This window comes from Rhizobium beringeri (assembly GCF_004306515.1).
In the GTDB taxonomy this organism is placed as follows: Bacteria; Pseudomonadota; Alphaproteobacteria; order Rhizobiales; family Rhizobiaceae; genus Rhizobium; species Rhizobium beringeri.
In genome coordinates this window covers 2,862,667-2,880,006 of sequence record NZ_SILG01000001.1, presented here as the reverse complement: position 1 = coordinate 2,880,006, position 17,340 = coordinate 2,862,667, and the positions used below count along the sequence as shown (strand labels likewise).

Here is a 17,340-nt window from a genome sequence, read left to right as displayed (position 1 = left end):
TGGAGCCGGAAAGTGATGCACTTTCCGGCTCCATGCTTTTGAAAATCAAGAGGATTATTCTTTGGAGCCGATGATGTCGGCTTTGCGGTTCACGTCACCGCGATCGTCAGCTCCGCGACAAAGTCATAGGCGTCGCCGCGATAGAGCGAGCGGGTGAATTCGACGGCGCGGCCGGAGCCGAGATAGGAGATACGCTCGATCGACAGGCCGGCCGCACCCACGGAGACGCCGAGAAGCTGGGCGTCGGCTTCCTTCATGTTGGTCGCCGAGATGCGCTGCACGGCGCGCACCGGGCGAACCTGGAGGCGTTCGAGTTCGGCATAGAGTGAATTGGTGACGGCTGAGGGATCGGGCAGGAATTCGCCGGAGACGCTGGCGTTCTCGATCGCCAGCGGCTGGTCGTCGGCAATGCGCAGACGGGAGAGGCGCGAAACCTTGACGTCGGTACCGAGGCCAAGGATCATCATCTCATCGGGCGAGGGGGTGTGGATGCCCTTGTGCAGCCATTCGGAGCGGGAGGACATGCCGCGGCGCGCCATATCCTCAGTAAAGGAGGTGAGCTGCGACAGGCGTTGCTCGACCTTGGAGACCGGCTTGGCGACGAAGGTGCCCGAGCCGTGGCGGCGCACCAGCAGGCCGTCGGCGACAAGTTCGTCGATCGCCTTGCGCACGGTGACGCGGCTGACGGCGGCGAATTCGGCGATGTCACGTTCCGGCGGCAGTGCATCGCCGTGGCCGAGCGTGCCGGTGCGCACGGCCTCTTCGAGCATGCGGCGCAGCTTGACGTAGAGCGGGCCGGTGCCGGCAGCCTGCAAGCGCTCCAGGGACAGGATGGTAGCGAGGTCGTCGCTCATGCCGCACCTCTCTGCCTGTTGTTCAGGAGCTTCACCGCAAGTTCCACCGCGCCGTGCAAGGCATCGTTCTTCGGTCTGGCGAGCAGCGGCCTGTAGCGTTCGGAAAGCCAGGGTTCATAGGCTTCGGCAAGACCGCCGAGCAGGCAGATCGATGGGCATTCGGGCCAGAGCAGCGCGTCGAGGCTTTCGCCGATCGCCGTTGCCGCATCCGTGACGATGCCGACCGCGATGGCATCGCCCTTGGCCGCATGCTGAAAGACGATCGGTGCGTAGCCGGCAAAGTCCTTCGGTCTTGCCGAATGGGCGAATTCGACGATGCGCTCGGGATCGTTGCCGTATTCGGTCATGACCGCTTCGGTGATCGGCGATGCCGGGCGCACTCTGTCGTGGGCGAGCAGCGATCGTTCCAGGAGGTCGCGGCCGAGGCGGGCGCCGCTTGCCTGGTCGCCGACGACGAAACCCCAGCCGCCGATGCCATTCAGTCGGCCATCCCTACGGGCGTTATAGACCGAGCCGGTGCCGAAGGCGCCGACGATGCCGTCGGCATCGCCGAGCGCGCCCTGTAGCGCGATCAGCGCATCGGTGACGACGCGGCCTTCGGCGAAGGGGAGGGCCTTTTCGATTCGCCTGCCGTAATCCCCGACATTGGCGCCTGCGACGCCGACGACGGCTGCGACGGAGGAAATGGTTTCAGCAGCAAGCCCGGCATCGCGCAGCGCCTGCCGGGCGGATTCAACGATATTGAGAAGAGAGTTTTCGAGATCCGACAGAATGTTGGCGGGGCCGGCCTTGCCGCGGCCGATGATATTGCCGTTTCTGTCCGCGACCGCGGCTCGGCAGCTCGTTCCGCCGCCGTCTATGCCGATTGCAAGCTCCGTCATCGGGCCTCCGAATATGCCGTTCCCCATGTTTTTTAATACAATACCAAAAAAATACCATTTACCAAGTGGGAATGAAGGAGAAAATCAATCTTTTTATCTTGTTGATTTTGCTTGATTAAATTTTTTAATGAATTTTCTCAGACCGAAAAGTTAAATTCGGCTGGACAATTGGTATTTTTTTGGCATTAATTCGGCAAAAGGGAACAGCACTTCGAAGCCCACGAAAACCGGCAGTTAAGCCAAGCCGGAACCGCTTCGAGGATGATCGAGAGAACGACCCCCGGCCCATCAAGCTGGTGGCGAATTCGGGCATCCATCGGCTTTCCCCATCATTTCGCCGCCCCCGGTGCAGCCGCCGGGAAGGCGCGCAGTCCGGCCGCAGGCGATCCGCCTTCGTGTCCGTCGAGCTTTCGGGACCGGCATTGCTGGCGGTCCTCCAAGGGGCGTTGGGTGTTACCTCAAACACGCCAATTGCTTGGTTCAGATCGAAAACAGCGCCTCGCGGCGCTTAAAACAGGAGAGGGAAATGAAAAACACTGCTCTGAAAAGCCTGCTGCTTGCCTCCAGTCTGCTGAGTTCGGCGGGTCTCGTCCATGCCGCCGACGTCACGCTGACGGTCGAAAGCTGGCGTAACGACGACCTGCAGATCTGGCAGGAAAAGATCATCCCGGCTTTCGAAGCCAAGAACCCGGGCATCAAGATCGTCTTCTCGCCGACCGCGCCGACTGAGTACAACGCCTCGCTGAATGCCAAGCTCGATGCCGGCTCCGCAGGCGATATCATCACCTGCCGTCCGTTCGACGCTTCGCTCGAACTCTTCAACAAGAAGCAGCTCGTCGACATCACCAGCCTGCCTGGCATGGAGAACTTCTCGCCGGTCGCCAAGGCTGCCTGGAGCACCGACGACGGCAAGTCGACCTTCTGCGTGCCGATGGCTTCTGTCATCCACGGCTTCATCTACAACAAGGATGCCTTCGACAAGCTCGGCATCTCTGTGCCGAAGACCCAGGACGAGTTCTACGCAGCGCTCGACAAGATCAAGGCTGACGGCACCTACATTCCGCTCGCCATGGGTACGAAGGACCTCTGGGAAGCCGCTACCATGGGCTACCAGAATATCGGGCCGAACTACTGGAAGGGTGAGGACGGCCGCGCCGCCCTGATCGCCGGCAAGGAAAAGCTGACCGACGCCAACTGGGTCAAGCCCTATGAAGAGCTTGCCAAGTGGAAGCCCTATCTCGGCGACGGTTTCGAAGCTCAAACCTACTCCGACAGCCAGAACCTGTTCACGCTTGGTCGCGCCGCGATCTATCCGGCCGGCTCGTGGGAAATCTCGCTGTTCAACAGCCAGGCTCAGTTCAAGATGGGCGCCTTCCCGCCGCCGGTTCCGAAGGCCGGCGACACGGGCTACATCTCCGACCATCCGGATATCGGTGTTGCTCTGAACACCAAGAGCACGCATGCCGAGGAAGCCAAGAAGTTCCTCAGCTGGGTCGCTTCGCCTGAGTTCGCCGATATCTACGCCAACGCGCTGCCGGGCTTCTTCAGCCTGAACTCCACTCCGGTCAAGATGTCCGATCCGCTCGCTCAGGAATTCGTTTCCTGGCGCGGCCCGTACAAGTCGACGGTGCGCTCGACCTATCAGATCCTGTCGCGCGGCACGCCGAACCTCGAAAACGAGACCTGGGTCGAATCGGCCAATGTGATCAACGGCACGGATACGCCTGCGGTTGCTGCCGAAAAGCTCCAGAAGGGCCTCGACAGCTGGTACAAGCCGGCCAAGTGATGTGATCAGGGGCGGCGTTTGCGGCCCCTCATCCGGCCTGCCGGCCACCTTCTCCCCGCTCGCGGGGAGAAGGAGACTCGCAGCGACCTCCCAGCCCGATAGCATCTCAACAGGGCGTGTTCCCTCTCTACCCAGGTGGCAGAGAGTTAGGGTGAGGCGCAACGTTTTCCACCTGTGCTGCCCTTGCAGCCAGTCGACAAGAACAGGCAAAAGCCATGAGCGAAACCGACAACGCGGCTGATATCGTCCCGATCAAGCGCCCGGTGCGCTGGCACATTTTCGTCTTCATGTTGCCGGCCCTGATCGTCTATTCCGCGGTCATGGTGCTGCCGCTCATCGAAACTCTTCGGCTGTCGCTCTACAATACGGTCGACGGGCAGCCGGCCTTCGTCGGACTGGCGAATTTCAAAGTGCTGTTCGGCGATGCGCGCTGGGCGCGCGATTTCTGGAATGCCCTTGTCAACAACCTGATTTTCTTTGCCATCCACATGTGCGTACAGAACCCGATCGGCGTGGCGCTTGCCGCCCTGCTTTCGGTGCCGAAACTGCGCGGCGTCGCCTTCTACCGCACGGCGATGTTCCTGCCGACGCTGCTCTCCTTCGTCATTGTCGGCTTCATCTGGAAGCTCATCCTCTCGCCGATCTGGGGCGTGGCGCCCTGGATGCTCGATCTCATCGGCTTGAAATTCTTGTTCGCACCTTGGCTCGGCAAATCCGGTTCGGCGCTGATCGCAGTGTCGCTGATCTCGAACTGGCAATATATCGGCATTCCGATGATGCTGATCTATGCCGCACTGCTCAGCATCCCCGAAGAGGTGATCGAGGCGGCCGAGTGCGACGGCATCACCGGCTGGGCCCAATTCTGGAAAATCAAGCTGCCGCTCATCCTGCCGGCGATCGGCATTATCTCGATCCTGACCTTCGTCGGCAATTTCAACGCCTTCGACCTGATCTACACCGTGCAGGGCGCGCTTGCCGGGCCTGACATGTCGACCGACATTCTCGGCACGCTGCTCTACCGCACCTTCTTCGGTTTCCAGCTTCAGCTCGGCGACCGCTCGATGGGCGCGACCATCGCCACGGTGATGTTCCTCATCATCCTCGCCGGCGTCTCGCTTTATCTGTTCGTCATCCAGCGGCGCATGCGTCGCTACCAATTCTGAGGAGCGCGCATGTCCAAGGCACGCACATCTCCCATCCGCACCGGCCTCGTGCATCTGGCGCTGAGCGCCTATACGCTGGTCGCACTGTTTCCGGTGTTTCTGACCATCGTCAACTCGTTCAAGGATCGTGCCTCGATCTTCCGAGAGCCGCTGATGATCCCGACGCCGTCGACCTTCAGCCTCGTCGGCTATCAGACGGTGCTCGGGCAGGGCGATTTCGCCACCTATTTCCAAAACAGCTTCATCGTCACGATCGTCTCGATCCTGCTGGTGCTGCTCTTCGGCGCCATGGCGGCCTTCGCGCTCTCGGAGTATCGTTTCCGCGGCAATATGCTGCTTGGTCTCTACATGGCGATCGGCATCATGATCCCGATCCGTCTCGGCACGGTGGCGATCCTGCAGGGCATGGTGGCGGCCGGCCTCGTCAATACGCTGACGGCGCTGGTCCTCGTCTATACCGCGCAGGGCATACCGCTGGCGATCTTCATCCTGTCGGAATTCATGCGCACGGTTTCGGACGATCTGAAGAATGCCGGGCGCATCGACGGGCTTTCCGAATATGCGATCTTCTTCCGTCTGGTGCTGCCGCTGGTGCGCCCGGCCATGGCAACGGTCGCCGTCTTCACGATGATCCCGATCTGGAACGACCTCTGGTTCCCGCTGATCCTCGCACCCTCCGAGGCGACCAAGACGGTGACGCTCGGCTCGCAGATCTTCATCGGCCAGTTCGTCACCAACTGGAACGCGGTGCTGGCAGCGCTGTCGCTGGCGATCCTGCCTATCCTCGTCCTCTACGTTATCTTCTCGCGGCAGCTGATCCGCGGCATCACGTCAGGAGCCGTCAAGTGACAGTAAAACCGATCCGTGTCCTCGTTGCCGGCCTCGGCAATATGGGTCGCAGCCACGCGCTCGCCTATCACAACAATCCCGGCTTCGAGATTGTCGGTCTCGTCAACCGTTCGAGGCCACAACTGGAGCCCGAGTTGCAGGGCTATACGATCCATCCCGACTTCACGACGGCGCTCGCCGAGCTGAAGCCGGACCTCTGCTCCATCAACACCTATTCCGACAGCCATGCCGATTATGCCGTCGCCGCCTTCGAGGCCGGATGCGACGTCTTCGTGGAAAAGCCGCTGGCGACCACGGTCGCCGACGCCGAGCGCGTCGTCGCCGCGGCTGGGAAGGCCGGGCGCAAGCTGGTGATCGGTTATATCCTTCGCCATCATCCTTCCTGGATGAAGCTGATCGAAGAGGCGCGCAAGCTCGGCCCGCCTTACGTCTTCCGCATGAACCTCAACCAGCAGTCCAGCGGCCCGACCTGGGCGACGCACAAATCGCTGATGCGCACCACCTCGCCGATCGTCGATTGCGGCGTGCATTATGTCGACGTCATGTGCCAGATCACCGACGCCAGGGCTGTCGAGGTGCGCGGCATGGGGCTGCGCATGTCGGAAGAGATCGCCGCCGACATGTATAATTATGGCCACCTGCAGGTGCTGTTCGAGGATGGTTCCGTCGGCTGGTATGAGGCCGGCTGGGGCCCGATGATCTCGGAAACAGCCTTCTTCGTGAAGGATGTGATGTCGCCGAAGGGCGCGGTGTCGATCGTCATGGATCCGAACGCCAAGTCCGACGATATCGACACGCACACCAAGACCTCGGTGATCCGGCTGCACACGGCCGAGACCGGGCCTGACGGCAAGTTCATCCGACCCGACCAGGACATGACGATGGAAGGTGAACCCGGCCATCAGGCGCTCTGCGACCTGGAACAGGCCTTCATGCTGAGGGCGATCCGCGAGGATCTGGACCTCGACCGCCATATGGCGGATGCGGTGGCATCGCTGCGCATCTGCCTTGCCGCCGACGAGAGCGTGCGTACCGGCCAGCCGGTCAGATTGTAAGGGAAAGACAGTGGGATCGCTTCAACTCAAATCCATCCGCAAGACCTATGGCACGCATGAGGTGCTGAAAGGCATCGACCTCGAGGTCAAGGACGGCGAATTCGTCATCTTCGTCGGGCCGTCAGGCTGCGGGAAATCGACGCTGCTGCGCAGCATTGCAGGCCTCGAAGACGTCACGTCGGGCGCTGTCGTCATCAATGGCCGCGACGAGACGCTGACGCCGCCGGCCAAGCGCGGCATCGCCATGGTGTTCCAGTCTTACGCGCTCTATCCGCATCTGACGGTCAAGGACAATATGGGGCTTGGTCTGAAGCAGGCCGGCACCGCCAGGGACGAGATCGACAAGCGTGTCAGCAAGGCATCCGGCATGCTTTCGCTGGAACCCTATCTGGCGCGGCGGCCGGCCGAGCTCTCCGGCGGCCAGCGCCAGCGCGTCGCCATCGGCCGTGCCATCGTGCGCGAGCCGGAACTCTTCCTGTTCGACGAACCGCTGTCGAACCTTGATGCGGCGCTGCGCGTCCAGACCCGCCTCGAAATCGCCCGGCTGCACCGCAGCCTGAAGGCGACGATGATCTATGTCACCCACGACCAGGTCGAGGCGATGACGCTTGCCGACAAGATCGTGGTGCTGAATGCCGGCGCGATCGAGCAGATCGGTTCGCCGATGGAACTCTACAAACGACCGGCCAATGTCTTCGTTGCCGGCTTCATCGGCTCGCCGCAGATGAATTTCATCGCGGCCGAGAAGGTGGGCGATCACAGCGCCAAGACGATCGGCGTGCGTCCCGAACACCTGACGTTGTCGCGCGAACAGGGGACTTGGGCTGCGAAGGTCGTGCATGTCGAGCATCTCGGCGCCGACACGATCATCTATCTGGAATCTGATCAATGCGGCCTGTTGACCGCGCGCCTGTTCGGCGAGCACCAGTACGAGCCGGACGAGATCGTCTATGCGACGCCTGACCAGGCGCATGTGCACCGCTTCGACGTCGACGATCAGGCGATCCGATAAGCGCATGACAGAACGAAAAAGCCCCGCCAGTCAGCCTGGCGGGGCTTTTTCATTTCCGGTCGTGTGCGGTTCGATCAGCCGAGTACGGGCCGCATGAAGCTGCGTTCATAGCTGACGATACTGCGGTTGCGGTTGTCGAGTTCGAAAGCGGCCTGGCATCCCGGATCGCTTGCCATGCGTTTGCGATAGTCCTCGTAAGCAGCCAGGCTCGGGAAGGAAAACAAGGCAACGGCAATGTTGTTGGCGCCTTCGGACGGCAGGAAATAACCGTGATGGGTGCCGCCCATCCTGTTGACGATTGGAATCCAGAGCCGGGCATATTCCTCGAATTCGGCAAGCTTGAAAGGATCGATCACATAACGCAGGTGGCAGGTAATCATTGACATATCCCATCGCGTAAAATGCCGGACAGAGGGCTGCCCGGCGCATTTGGTTCCCTCAACTTCTGGCACTGAGCGGGCAGAGTTCAAGTGCTTTGCGGTGATGGCTGCATCACTTTTGCTGACAGGCCGGCCGGCCTGAAATGAAAAAAGCGCCGCGTCGGCGGCGCCTTCCAGGTCAGATCCGCGTTAGCGGATTAATCGCGGATGATCAGCAGGTCGGCTGCCATGAAGCGCAGCGTTACCGTTTCGCCGGCCTGCGGCGGGGTGGTGCCCGGGCTGTTGAACATGTCGAAGGAGATGACGTTGCCGCCGACATTCATGCGGGTGCGGATGACCGATCCCAGGAAGTGGGCCGAAACGACCTGGCCGGTCAGTGCCGTGTCGCTCTTGACGTTGTCGGAGAGCGAGCCGGCTTCCGGACGCAGCGCCAGCGAAATGGTTTCGCCGGCCTTGTGGGCGGCGACCGACTGCTTCAGCGTTATGCCCTGATCGCCGATCTGGATGCGGTTGGTATCTGGATCGACGACCTTGGCCTCGATGAGGTTCAGCGTGCCGACGAAGGAAGCGACGAAGCGCGTCGCCGGCGTATTGTAGATCTCGAAGGGCGAACCGATCTGGTCGGCCTTGCCGGCATTCATGACGACGATGCGGTCGGAGATCGACAGGGCTTCTTCCTGATCATGGGTGACGAAGACCGTGGTGATGCCAAGCTGCTGCTGGATCTGACGGATTTCCTCGCGCAGCGACACGCGAATCTTGGCGTCGAGTGCGGAGAGCGGCTCGTCGAGCAGCAGCACTTGCGGCTTGACGGCGAGCGCGCGGGCAAGGGCGACACGCTGCTGCTGGCCGCCCGATAGTTGATAGGGGAAGCGGTCGGCCAGGTGATCGAGCTTGATCAGGCCGAGCATTTCCTTGACCCGGGCGTCGATCTCAGGCTTCGGCGCGCCTGCCACCTTGAGGCCGAAGGCGACGTTGTCGTGCACTGTCATGTTGGGGAACAGCGCGTAGGCCTGGAACACCATGCCGATATTGCGCTGGTTCGGCTTCAGCGAGCTTTGATCCTTGCCGTTGATGGTCAGCGTGCCGCCGGTCGGCGTTTCAAAGCCGGCGATCATGCGCAGAACGGTTGTCTTGCCGCAGCCTGACGGCCCGAGGAAGGAGATGAACTCACCCTTCTCGATCGTCATGTTGAAGTTCTTGACGACCTGCACAGGGCCGAAGGATTTCTGAATGTTGTTCAGCGTGAGAAAAGACATGAGCCAGATACCTTAAGCCTTTGCCGGGGCGGCTTTGCCGAAGCGGGAAACGAGGTTGAGCAGGCCCATGCTGAGCCAGGTGATCGAGAAGGCGATGACGGCAAGCGCCGAAGGCTCATAGGCCTTGTTGGCGCCGACGAGCTGCAGGTAGGGACCGAAGGCCGGACGGTTCAGAAGTGCGGCAAAGGTGAATTCGCCCATGACGATCGCGAGCGTGATGAAAGCGCCTGAGAGCACGCCGCTCATGACGTTGGGGAAAATGCACTTGAACATGATGGTCGTCCAGCGGGCGCCGAGGCTTTCGGCCGCTTCCGTCAGCGTGCGGACGTCGATGGCGCGCATGGCGGTATCGACGGCGCGGTACATGTAGGGCAGCGACAGCGTGGTATAGGAGAAGACCAGCAGGATGTTGGTGCCGGTCGTCGAACCCGTCAGCGGTAAGTAAGAGGACGAATTATACATTCTGAGGTAGCCGAAGACGATGACGATCGCCGGAATGACGAGCGGTAGCAGGGTGATGAATTCGACGACCGGACGCATCTGCGGCAGGCGCAGCCGCACCCAATAGGCCGTCGGTACGACGAGCAGCATGCCGAAGACGATGGTCAGAAGCGCCATCAGCATGGAATAGCCGAAGGTCTCGCGGAACTGAACGTCGGAGAATACCGACTCATAAGCATCGAGGCTGTATTCGCCGCGGCGCATGCGCAACGAAAACTCGATTGTGCCGATCAACGGGATGACGAAATAGGATGCACCCAGAATGACGGCGATCCAGGCTCCCAGACGTTGAGCTTTCATTTCTGCCACCGTTCGGCGCGCATGCGCAGCATGAGGTAAAGGACGTTGGAGACGCCGGTGATGACGATCATGCCGAGCGCGATGGCGTAACCGAGGTTGGCATTGTGCAGAACGTCGCCGCGGATCTGCGCATAGAGCAGGATCGGCACGATGTTCAGCGAGCTGCCGGTCAGCGCGAAAGCGGTGGCGATGGCGCCGAAGGCGTTGGCGAAGAGCAGCAACGTCGTGCCGAGCAGGCTCGGCCAAAGGATCGGCAGCGCGACCATGGTCCAGTACTGGCGGTTGGTGGCGCCAAGGATTTGCGAGGCTTCGCGCCATTCCTTCTTCATGCCGTCGAGGGCCGGCGTCAGGATCAGCACCATCAGCGGGATCTGGAAATACATGTAGGTGATGGTGAGGCCGAGGAAGGACAGCAGATTAAAGCCGGTGCCGTAGAGATTGAAGCCGAACCATTCGCGCAGGAAGATCGTCACAAGCCCGGTGCGGCCAAGCGTTGCGAGAAAGGCGAAGGCAAGCGGCACGCCGGCGAAATTCGAGGCGACGCCGGAGAAGGTCAGCAGCGTCGAACGGACGGAGGCGGGCAGGCCGCCGAGCACGACGGCCCAAGCGAGGAAGAAGCCGATCAGCGCACCGCCCAGAGCTGACGCCACCGACACACGGATACTGATCGAGTAGGCGCTCATGATGGATGGGGTAAAGAGATCACCGATGTTCTTCAGCGTCAAATCGCCCTCGGGCGTCAGGAATGCGCCCGCCACAAGATAAAGCGTGGGGATGATCAGGAACAGCAGGGAGAAAATGATGAAGGGTGCAATGCCCAGCCAGTCGATCACGCGATCTCTGTTGATCAAGGGGGCACTGCGCACCATAGGCGTTGAAACGGTGCTCATGGAAAAGCTCATCCTGGGGCGTCGGAGTGAGAAAACCTCCCCGCCTTGCGGCGGGGAGGCAGGATCAGAGGTTACTTGACGGCGGCGCCGACAACGGAATCCCAGTTCTTGGTGATGGCTTCCTTGCCAGCGGACTGCTCTTCGAGTGTCGGGAAAACAGCCTTTTCATAGGCTGCAGCCGGCGGCAGCTTGTCGAGCAGTTCCTTCGGGATCTTGTTGTTCTTGGCAAGATCGTTGAAGCGGATCGGGTGGCAATAGCCCTTCAGCCAGCCGAGCTGACCTTCGTCGGAATAGAGGTATTCCATCCAGAGCTTCGCAGCGTTCGGGTGCGGAGCGAAGGCGGAGATGGCCTGGACGTAGACGCCGGCAACGACGCCGGTCTTCGGAACGACGACCTCGAACGGAGGATTGCCTTTCAGGCTTTCGCCCCAGGAGAGGGCGTTGTAATCCCAGGCAACGATGATCGGCGTGGAGCCCTGGGCGAACGGAGCCGCCTTGCCGACGACCGGCACGAAATTGCCGTTCTTGTTCAATTCGGCGAAGAATTTCAGACCTTCTTCGCCGGCCTTGGCAGCGTCACCGCCGGATGCGGAAAGACCGGCCGCATAGACGCCCTGGACAGCCTGGTTGGCGGTACGCGGATCGCCTGCGAGGGCGACGGTGTTTGCGTAGTCGCTCTTCTTCAGGTCGGCCCAGTCGGCCGGCGATTCCTTGACGAGATCCTTGTTCACGAGGAACGAGAGAACGCCGTAATAGTCGCCGTACCAGTAGCCTTCGGCATCCTTGGCGGTATCCGGGATGGAGTCCCAGGTGGAGACCTTGTAAGGCTGGATCAGGCCGTCTTTCTTTGCAGACGGGCCGAAAGAGAGGCCTACGTCGATGACGTCAGGAGCCTGCGGGCCGGTGTTGCCCTTGTTGGCCTTGATGGCTTCGACTTCGTCGCCCGAACCCGCATCCGGGTTGAGCTCGTTGACCTCGAGGCCATACTTGGCCTTGAAGCCGGCAATGACCTCGCCGTAGCCGCACCAGTCGTGCGGAAGAGCGATCGTGGTCAGGGTGCCTTCTTTCTTGGCGGCGGCGATAAGTTCAGCGCTCGGCTCGGCAGCGGCAATCGCGGTCGAAGCCACGATCATTGCAGTAGAAAGCGACAGTAGTCGAGAAATGTTAGAGATCACTGTTGTTCTCCTTCGGGTTTTCAGTGTCTGGCGATGCTGTTAATGAGCTTACATGAAGCTTGTATGACGATTGGATGACGTTCATTTCACCCTAGATAGCAGGCGGTTGCGGCAATGTTTCATTTGCGACAGCGCGCCGTGGTTCCGTGAAAATCCGTCATTGTTTTTCTTCTGTTTTAGTCTTGTCCTCCTAGCCGGGTTTACGGAAAAGCCTGGTCTGCTCGAACAGGCCTTCCAGTGTCTTCATGCGCTCCTTCGTCTCGTCCCAGGTCGAATTTTGAACGGCTTCGATCAGTGCTTCGACGATGAAAAGGGTGACGACGGAGGAATCCCAGGCCGACGGCGCTTCGATCCGGACGCGGAAGGCATGCCTGGCGAGCTTGGCGGCAGGCGAGCCCCACTGGTCGGTGAAGACGACGATTTCGGCGCCGCGCTTGCGGGCGGCGGTGGCGAGGCTCACCATCTCCTGCTCGTAGCGGCGGATGTCGAAGATGATCAGGATGTCGCCGGCGTTCATGTTGAGGACATATTGCGGCCAGCTGCTGGAATTCGACGATAGCAGCGTCGTTGCCGGCCGGATGACCTGCATATGGGTGAAGAAATACTCGGCAAGCGCGCCGGTGATGCGGCCGCCGACGAAATAAAGGCCGCGCTTGCGGTCGGAGAGCAACGCGGCGACGCTGTCGAAAGTCGCGGTGTCGAGATCGGTCAGCGTCTGGCGCAGATTGCCCATGATCGCATCGGCGAAACGGTTGAGAATATGGGTGCCCGGGGCGTTCTGCGCCCAGCGGTCGTGCTTAGCGATCGGGTTCGAGATCGTCGCCTCGACTTCCTGATGCAGATGCGCCTGAAAGTCCGGATAGCCTTTGAAGCCGAGCTTTTGCACCATGCGCACGACGGTCGGCGTCGAGACGCCGGCGTTCTCGGCGATCGTGGTTATACTGCCGAGCCCGGAGACCGGATAATTGTCCAGCAGGCTTTCGGCCAGCTGCTTCTCGGCACGCGTCAACACCCCCAAATGCGAGTGTATGACGTCGGAAACCGTCTTCGACGCTACTGTCACTTAGTTATGCTCCCCGGGATGGTCTGGCGCCACTTTCCCACTCAAAGTTAACAACGCTGTCATAATCCATGTCAACTACTGTCATGAAAAGAAATTTTCAGTGGATGCTTGACACTGGCCGAAACCTGAAGAATTCTTTTCTTCATAAGGAATTTGTTAAGGGATAAGGAGTGGCGCCTTTGGTGCTGGCCCGGCCGAAAATCCTCAGCGAAGCGGACGGTGACTGCGTCGGGATCGAGCGCATCCACGGCCGGAGCCCGGTGCTTCTCATCTGCGAGCACGCTTCGAATGCGCTTCCAGCCCTTTTCGGCGATCTCGGCCTGCCCAGCGAGGCGCTCTCCAGTCACATTGCCTGGGATCCCGGCGCGCTTGCGGTCGCCCGCAGCATATCGGAAGCGCTCGACGCGACGCTCGTTTACCAGCGGTTCTCGCGGCTTATCTACGACTGCAACCGGCCGCCCAGTTCACCCGGCGCCATGCCGGAGACCAGCGAGATCTACGCCATTCCCGGCAACAAGGATTTGAGCCCCGAAGAACGGCTTGTGCGCACCGACTCGCTCTACGTGCCTTTCCACGACGCCATTCGCGAGCTGATCCGCGATCGCCGGGCGAGGGCACAGGACAGCATCATCGTGACGATGCACAGCTTTACGCCGGTCTATCATGGCCGCGAACGCGCCGTCGAACTCGGCATATTGCACGATGAGGACAGCCGGCTTGCCGACCGTATGCTGGAGGCAGCGGCCGAAGCGCCGCTTTACAGGACGGAACGCAACGAGCCTTACGGGCCCGAGGACGGCGTGACCCACACGCTCATCCTGCACGGGCTTTCGAACGGCTTGCGCAATGTGATGATCGAGGTCCGCAACGACCTTATCGCAGACGATACCGGCCAAGGGGTCATGGCCGACTATCTAAAAGGGCTGCTCCAGCAAAGTCTGGACGCCTGACATAAAAAGAAGACCCGAGGGAGCAGTCTAACTGCGGACGTCCGCACGGCGCAAATGCCGCGGGCAATTGGCACTGAACCGGCCCGCAATCCCGCGGCCGATCGTGAACAGGGGGAAGTCATGTCGGATTATACCGAACTGGACAAGAAGCAGGATGTGCACATCCTGCATTCCATGGGCTATGCTCAGGAACTCGAACGACGCATGAGCTCGTTCTCGAACTTCGCCGTCTCATTTTCCATCATCTGCATCCTCTCCGGCGGCATCAATTCGCTGGCTCAGGCGACCTCGGGTGCCGGCGGCGCCGCCATCGGTATCGGCTGGCCACTCGGCTGCTTCATCTCGCTCGTCTTCGCCATCGCCATGGCGCAGATCAGCTCGGCCTATCCGACGGCTGGCGGCCTCTATCACTGGGGTTCGATCCTCGGCAACCGCTTCACCGGCTGGCTGACCGCCTGGTTCAACTTGCTCGGTCTCGTGACCGTCCTTGGCGCCATTAATGTCGGCACCTACTATTTCTTCATGGGTTCGTTCGGCACCACCTATCTCGGGCTGACGGATACAACCGTGGTGCGCATCGTCTTCCTCGTGATCATCACCGGCGCGCAGGCGCTCGTGAACCACATGGGCATCGGACTGACGGCGAAGCTGACCGACTTTTCAGGTTACCTGATCTTTGCGACATCGATCGCGCTAGCGCTCGTCTGCCTCGCCGCGGCGCCCTCCTACGAAATCGGCCGCCTCTTCACCTTTGCCAACTATTCCGGCGAAGCCGGCGGCAATGTCTGGCCTTCCACCTCGGGCGCCTGGGTCTTCCTACTCGGCCTGCTGCTGCCGATCTACACGATCACGGGCTATGACGCCTCGGCGCATACGTCGGAAGAGACAGTCAAGGCTGCCGAATCTGTCCCGCGTGGCATGGTCGCCTCGGTCCTCTGGTCGGCGCTTTTCGGCTATATCATGCTGTGCGCCTTCGTTCTGATGCTGCCGAACATGGATGATGCGGCAAAGCAAGGCTGGAACGTGTTCTTCTGGGCGATGGACAGCCAGGTGAACCCGATCGTTAAGGACATTCTTTATCTCGCCATCCTGGTCAGCCAATGGCTGTGCGGTCTTGCCACCGTCACCTCGGTCTCGCGCATGATCTTTGCCTTCTCGCGTGACGGCGGTCTGCCGGCATCGAAGGCCTTGTCGAAGGTCAGCCCGCAATACCGCACGCCTGTGGCTGCGATCTGGACCGGCTCGATCCTGTCGGTTCTGTTCGTCTGGGGTTCCTCGCTTGTTTCGATCGGCGACACGCCGGTCTATACGATCGTGGTCTCGTGCACGGTCATCTTCCTGTTCTTCTCCTTCGCGATCCCGATCACGCTCGGCCTGTTCGCCTGGGGCACGTCGAAGTGGGACAAGATGGGGCCGTGGAACCTCGGCGAAGGCGTCTTCAAGCTCTTTGCGGTGCTGACTGTGATCGCGATGATCCTGATCTTCATCCTCGGCATCCAGCCGCCGAATGAATGGGCGCTCTACATCACCGTTGGTTTCCTGGTGCTGACTGCGATCGTCTGGTTCGGCTTCGAAAGCCGTCGCTTCAAGGGGCCGCCGATTGGTGCTGAAGTGGCAAAGCGTCAGGCCGAGATCGCGGCCGCCGAAGCAGCCGTCGGCGAAAGCGGCGAAAACTAAGCATCAAGGCTTCCCTCTCAAATGGTGGGGCCGCATCCTGCGGCCCCATCACGGTTCAACGAAAAGGCATCGGGCCGCAAAGTCCGGCCGAGCGCATGCGATTTCGTTGCCCCGATTTTGTCAATCCAATTCAGGCGGATCAATCATGAGCAGCAGCTACACAATCGACGATCTCAGGAAGGATGTTGCCGAAGGGCGCATCGACACGGTACTGGCCTGCCAGGTGGATATGCAGGGCCGGCTGATGGGCAAGCGCTTCCAGGCGGAATATTTCGTCGAGAGCGCCTGGAAGGAAACGCACAGCTGCAACTACCTGATCGCCACCGACATGGAGATGGAGACCGTCTCCGGCTACAAGGCGACGAGCTGGGAGAAGGGCTACGGCGACTACACGATGAAGCCGGATCTGGCGACGCTGCGTCGTATTCCCTGGCTCGAAGGCACCGCGTTGGTGCTCTGCGACGTGCTCGACCATCATACGCATGAGGAGGTCGCCCACTCGCCGCGCGCGATCCTGAAGAAGCAGGTGAAGCGGCTCGAGGATATGGGCATGAAGGCCTACATGGCCTCCGAGCTCGAATTCTTCCTTTTCGACCAGAGCTACGAGGCGGCGCAGGCTTCCGGCTACCGCAACCTCAAGCTCGCCAGCGCCTATAATGAGGACTACCACATCTTCCAGACCACCAAGGAGGAAGAGGTGATGCGGGCGATCCGCACCGGGTTGCAGGGCGCCGGCATCCCGGTCGAGAATTCCAAGGGCGAGGCTTCGGCCGGCCAGGAGGAGATCAATGTGCGCTATGCCGATGCACTCGCCATGGCCGACCGGCACGCAATCATCAAGAACGGCTGCAAGGAGATTGCCTGGTCGAAGGGCAAGGCCATCACTTTCCTCGCCAAGTGGAACTACAATGCCGCCGGCAGTTCCTCGCATATCCACCAGTCGCTCTGGAGCCTCGAGGAAAAGCCGCTGTTCTTCGACCATACCGGCAAATACGGCATGTCGCCGCTGATGCACAATTACGTCGCCGGGCTTCTCGCCCATGCGAGCGAGATCACCTATTTCCTGGCGCCCTACATCAACTCCTACAAGCGCTTCATGGCCGGCACGTTTGCGCCGACCAAGGCGATCTGGAGCAAGGACAACCGCACCGCCGGCTACCGGCTCTGCGGCGAGGAAACCAAGGGAATTCGTATCGAGTGCCGCGTTGGCGGCTCCGATCTCAATCCCTATCTCGCCTTCGCCGCGCTGCTTGCCGCCGGCATTGACGGGATCGAGAACAAGCTGGAACTCGAAGCCCCCTTCGTCGGCGACGCCTATGGCGGCAAGGGCGCTCGTGAGATCCCGCGCACGCTGCGCGCGGCCACGACTGAGATGACGGAATCGGCGATGCTTCGCAAAGCCTTCGGCGATGACGTGATCGACCATTACACCCGCGCTGCTGAATGGGAGCAGGAAGAATACGATCGCCGCATCACCGACTGGGAAGTGGCGCGCGGTTTCGAAAGAGCTTAATAGGCATTTGCGATTTGCCTGCCCCTCACCCT

Annotated in this window: 16 protein-coding genes; 8 read left to right on the top strand and 8 right to left on the bottom strand. The window is 60.8% G+C overall.

Features of this window, described 5'->3' with window-relative positions; all coding sequences use genetic code 11:
- Window positions 1–89: 89 nt before the first annotated feature.
- Window positions 90–854: a GntR family transcriptional regulator gene (locus tag ELH03_RS14570; protein ID WP_011652849.1), complete on the bottom strand. Its 765-nt coding sequence runs from the start codon at window positions 852–854 to the stop codon at window positions 90–92.
- Window positions 851–1,735, bottom strand: a complete 885-nt coding sequence (locus tag ELH03_RS14565; protein WP_128410770.1) for a glucosamine kinase nucleotide-binding domain-containing protein — start codon at window positions 1,733–1,735, stop codon at window positions 851–853. Before ELH03_RS14565 ends, ELH03_RS14570 begins: the two co-directional genes overlap by 4 nt.
- A 526-nt stretch (window positions 1,736–2,261) precedes the next feature.
- Here ELH03_RS14565 and ELH03_RS14560 point away from each other — a divergent pair.
- The 5 genes from ELH03_RS14560 to ELH03_RS14540 all read left to right on the top strand — a co-directional run bounded on the left by ELH03_RS14560 (window position 2,262) and on the right by ELH03_RS14540 (window position 7,600).
- A complete protein-coding gene (locus tag ELH03_RS14560) occupies window positions 2,262–3,521 on the top strand; it encodes an ABC transporter substrate-binding protein (protein ID WP_130766443.1) in 1,260 nt (419 codons plus the stop codon).
- 215 nt (window positions 3,522–3,736) lie between these two features.
- Window positions 3,737–4,684: a carbohydrate ABC transporter permease gene (locus ELH03_RS14555; RefSeq protein WP_003561123.1), complete on the top strand. Its 948-nt coding sequence runs from the start codon at window positions 3,737–3,739 to the stop codon at window positions 4,682–4,684.
- Between the two features lie 9 nt (window positions 4,685–4,693).
- Window positions 4,694–5,533 (top strand): carbohydrate ABC transporter permease, encoded by an 840-nt coding sequence (locus ELH03_RS14550; RefSeq protein ID WP_018074095.1) that lies wholly within the window; start codon window positions 4,694–4,696, stop codon window positions 5,531–5,533.
- Window positions 5,530–6,588 carry a Gfo/Idh/MocA family protein gene (locus tag ELH03_RS14545; protein ID WP_128410769.1) on the top strand — a complete coding sequence of 353 codons (1,059 nt, stop codon included), beginning with the start codon at window positions 5,530–5,532 and terminating at the stop codon, window positions 6,586–6,588. The genes ELH03_RS14550 and ELH03_RS14545 overlap by 4 nt, the downstream gene beginning before the upstream one ends.
- Before the next feature lie 10 nt (window positions 6,589–6,598).
- Window positions 6,599–7,600 carry an ABC transporter ATP-binding protein gene (locus ELH03_RS14540; protein ID WP_128401153.1) on the top strand — a complete coding sequence of 334 codons (1,002 nt, stop codon included), beginning with the start codon at window positions 6,599–6,601 and terminating at the stop codon, window positions 7,598–7,600.
- 74 nt (window positions 7,601–7,674) lie between these two features.
- Here ELH03_RS14540 and ELH03_RS14535 read toward each other — a convergent pair whose 3' ends face one another.
- From ELH03_RS14535 to ELH03_RS14510, 6 genes are all read right to left on the bottom strand, one after another.
- Complete coding sequence (locus tag ELH03_RS14535; RefSeq protein WP_130659132.1) at window positions 7,675–7,980, bottom strand: NIPSNAP family protein; 306 nt, start codon at window positions 7,978–7,980, stop codon at window positions 7,675–7,677.
- Between the two features lie 197 nt (window positions 7,981–8,177).
- Complete coding sequence (locus ELH03_RS14530) at window positions 8,178–9,239, bottom strand: ABC transporter ATP-binding protein (protein WP_130659131.1); 1,062 nt, start codon at window positions 9,237–9,239, stop codon at window positions 8,178–8,180.
- 12 nt (window positions 9,240–9,251) lie between these two features.
- The gene (locus ELH03_RS14525) at window positions 9,252–10,040 is read right to left on the bottom strand and encodes an ABC transporter permease (protein ID WP_128401156.1); all 789 of its coding nucleotides are present in this window, start codon (window positions 10,038–10,040) and stop codon (window positions 9,252–9,254) included.
- Window positions 10,037–10,930 (bottom strand): ABC transporter permease, encoded by an 894-nt coding sequence (locus ELH03_RS14520; RefSeq protein ID WP_105008201.1) that lies wholly within the window; start codon window positions 10,928–10,930, stop codon window positions 10,037–10,039. The genes ELH03_RS14525 and ELH03_RS14520 overlap by 4 nt, the downstream gene beginning before the upstream one ends.
- 71 nt (window positions 10,931–11,001) lie before the next feature.
- Window positions 11,002–12,105, bottom strand: coding sequence for an ABC transporter substrate-binding protein (locus ELH03_RS14515; protein WP_024320753.1), 1,104 nt, complete (start codon window positions 12,103–12,105; stop codon window positions 11,002–11,004).
- A gap of 190 nt (window positions 12,106–12,295) precedes the next feature.
- A complete protein-coding gene (locus ELH03_RS14510; protein ID WP_105006800.1) occupies window positions 12,296–13,168 on the bottom strand; it encodes a MurR/RpiR family transcriptional regulator in 873 nt (290 codons plus the stop codon).
- Window positions 13,169–13,347: 179 nt separating this feature from the next.
- On the opposite strand from ELH03_RS14510, the gene ELH03_RS14505 reads away from it, so the two are divergent.
- The 3 genes from ELH03_RS14505 to ELH03_RS14495 all read left to right on the top strand — a co-directional run bounded on the left by ELH03_RS14505 (window position 13,348) and on the right by ELH03_RS14495 (window position 17,308).
- Window positions 13,348–14,118 (top strand): N-formylglutamate amidohydrolase, encoded by a 771-nt coding sequence (locus ELH03_RS14505; RefSeq protein WP_128401191.1) that lies wholly within the window; start codon window positions 13,348–13,350, stop codon window positions 14,116–14,118.
- Between the two features lie 120 nt (window positions 14,119–14,238).
- The gene (locus ELH03_RS14500) at window positions 14,239–15,795 is read left to right on the top strand and encodes an amino acid permease (protein ID WP_128401157.1); all 1,557 of its coding nucleotides are present in this window, start codon (window positions 14,239–14,241) and stop codon (window positions 15,793–15,795) included.
- Between the two features lie 145 nt (window positions 15,796–15,940).
- On the top strand, window positions 15,941–17,308 hold the full coding sequence (locus ELH03_RS14495; RefSeq protein ID WP_128410768.1) for a glutamine synthetase family protein: 1,368 nt from the start codon (window positions 15,941–15,943) through the stop codon (window positions 17,306–17,308).
- Window positions 17,309–17,340: the final 32 nt, after the last annotated feature.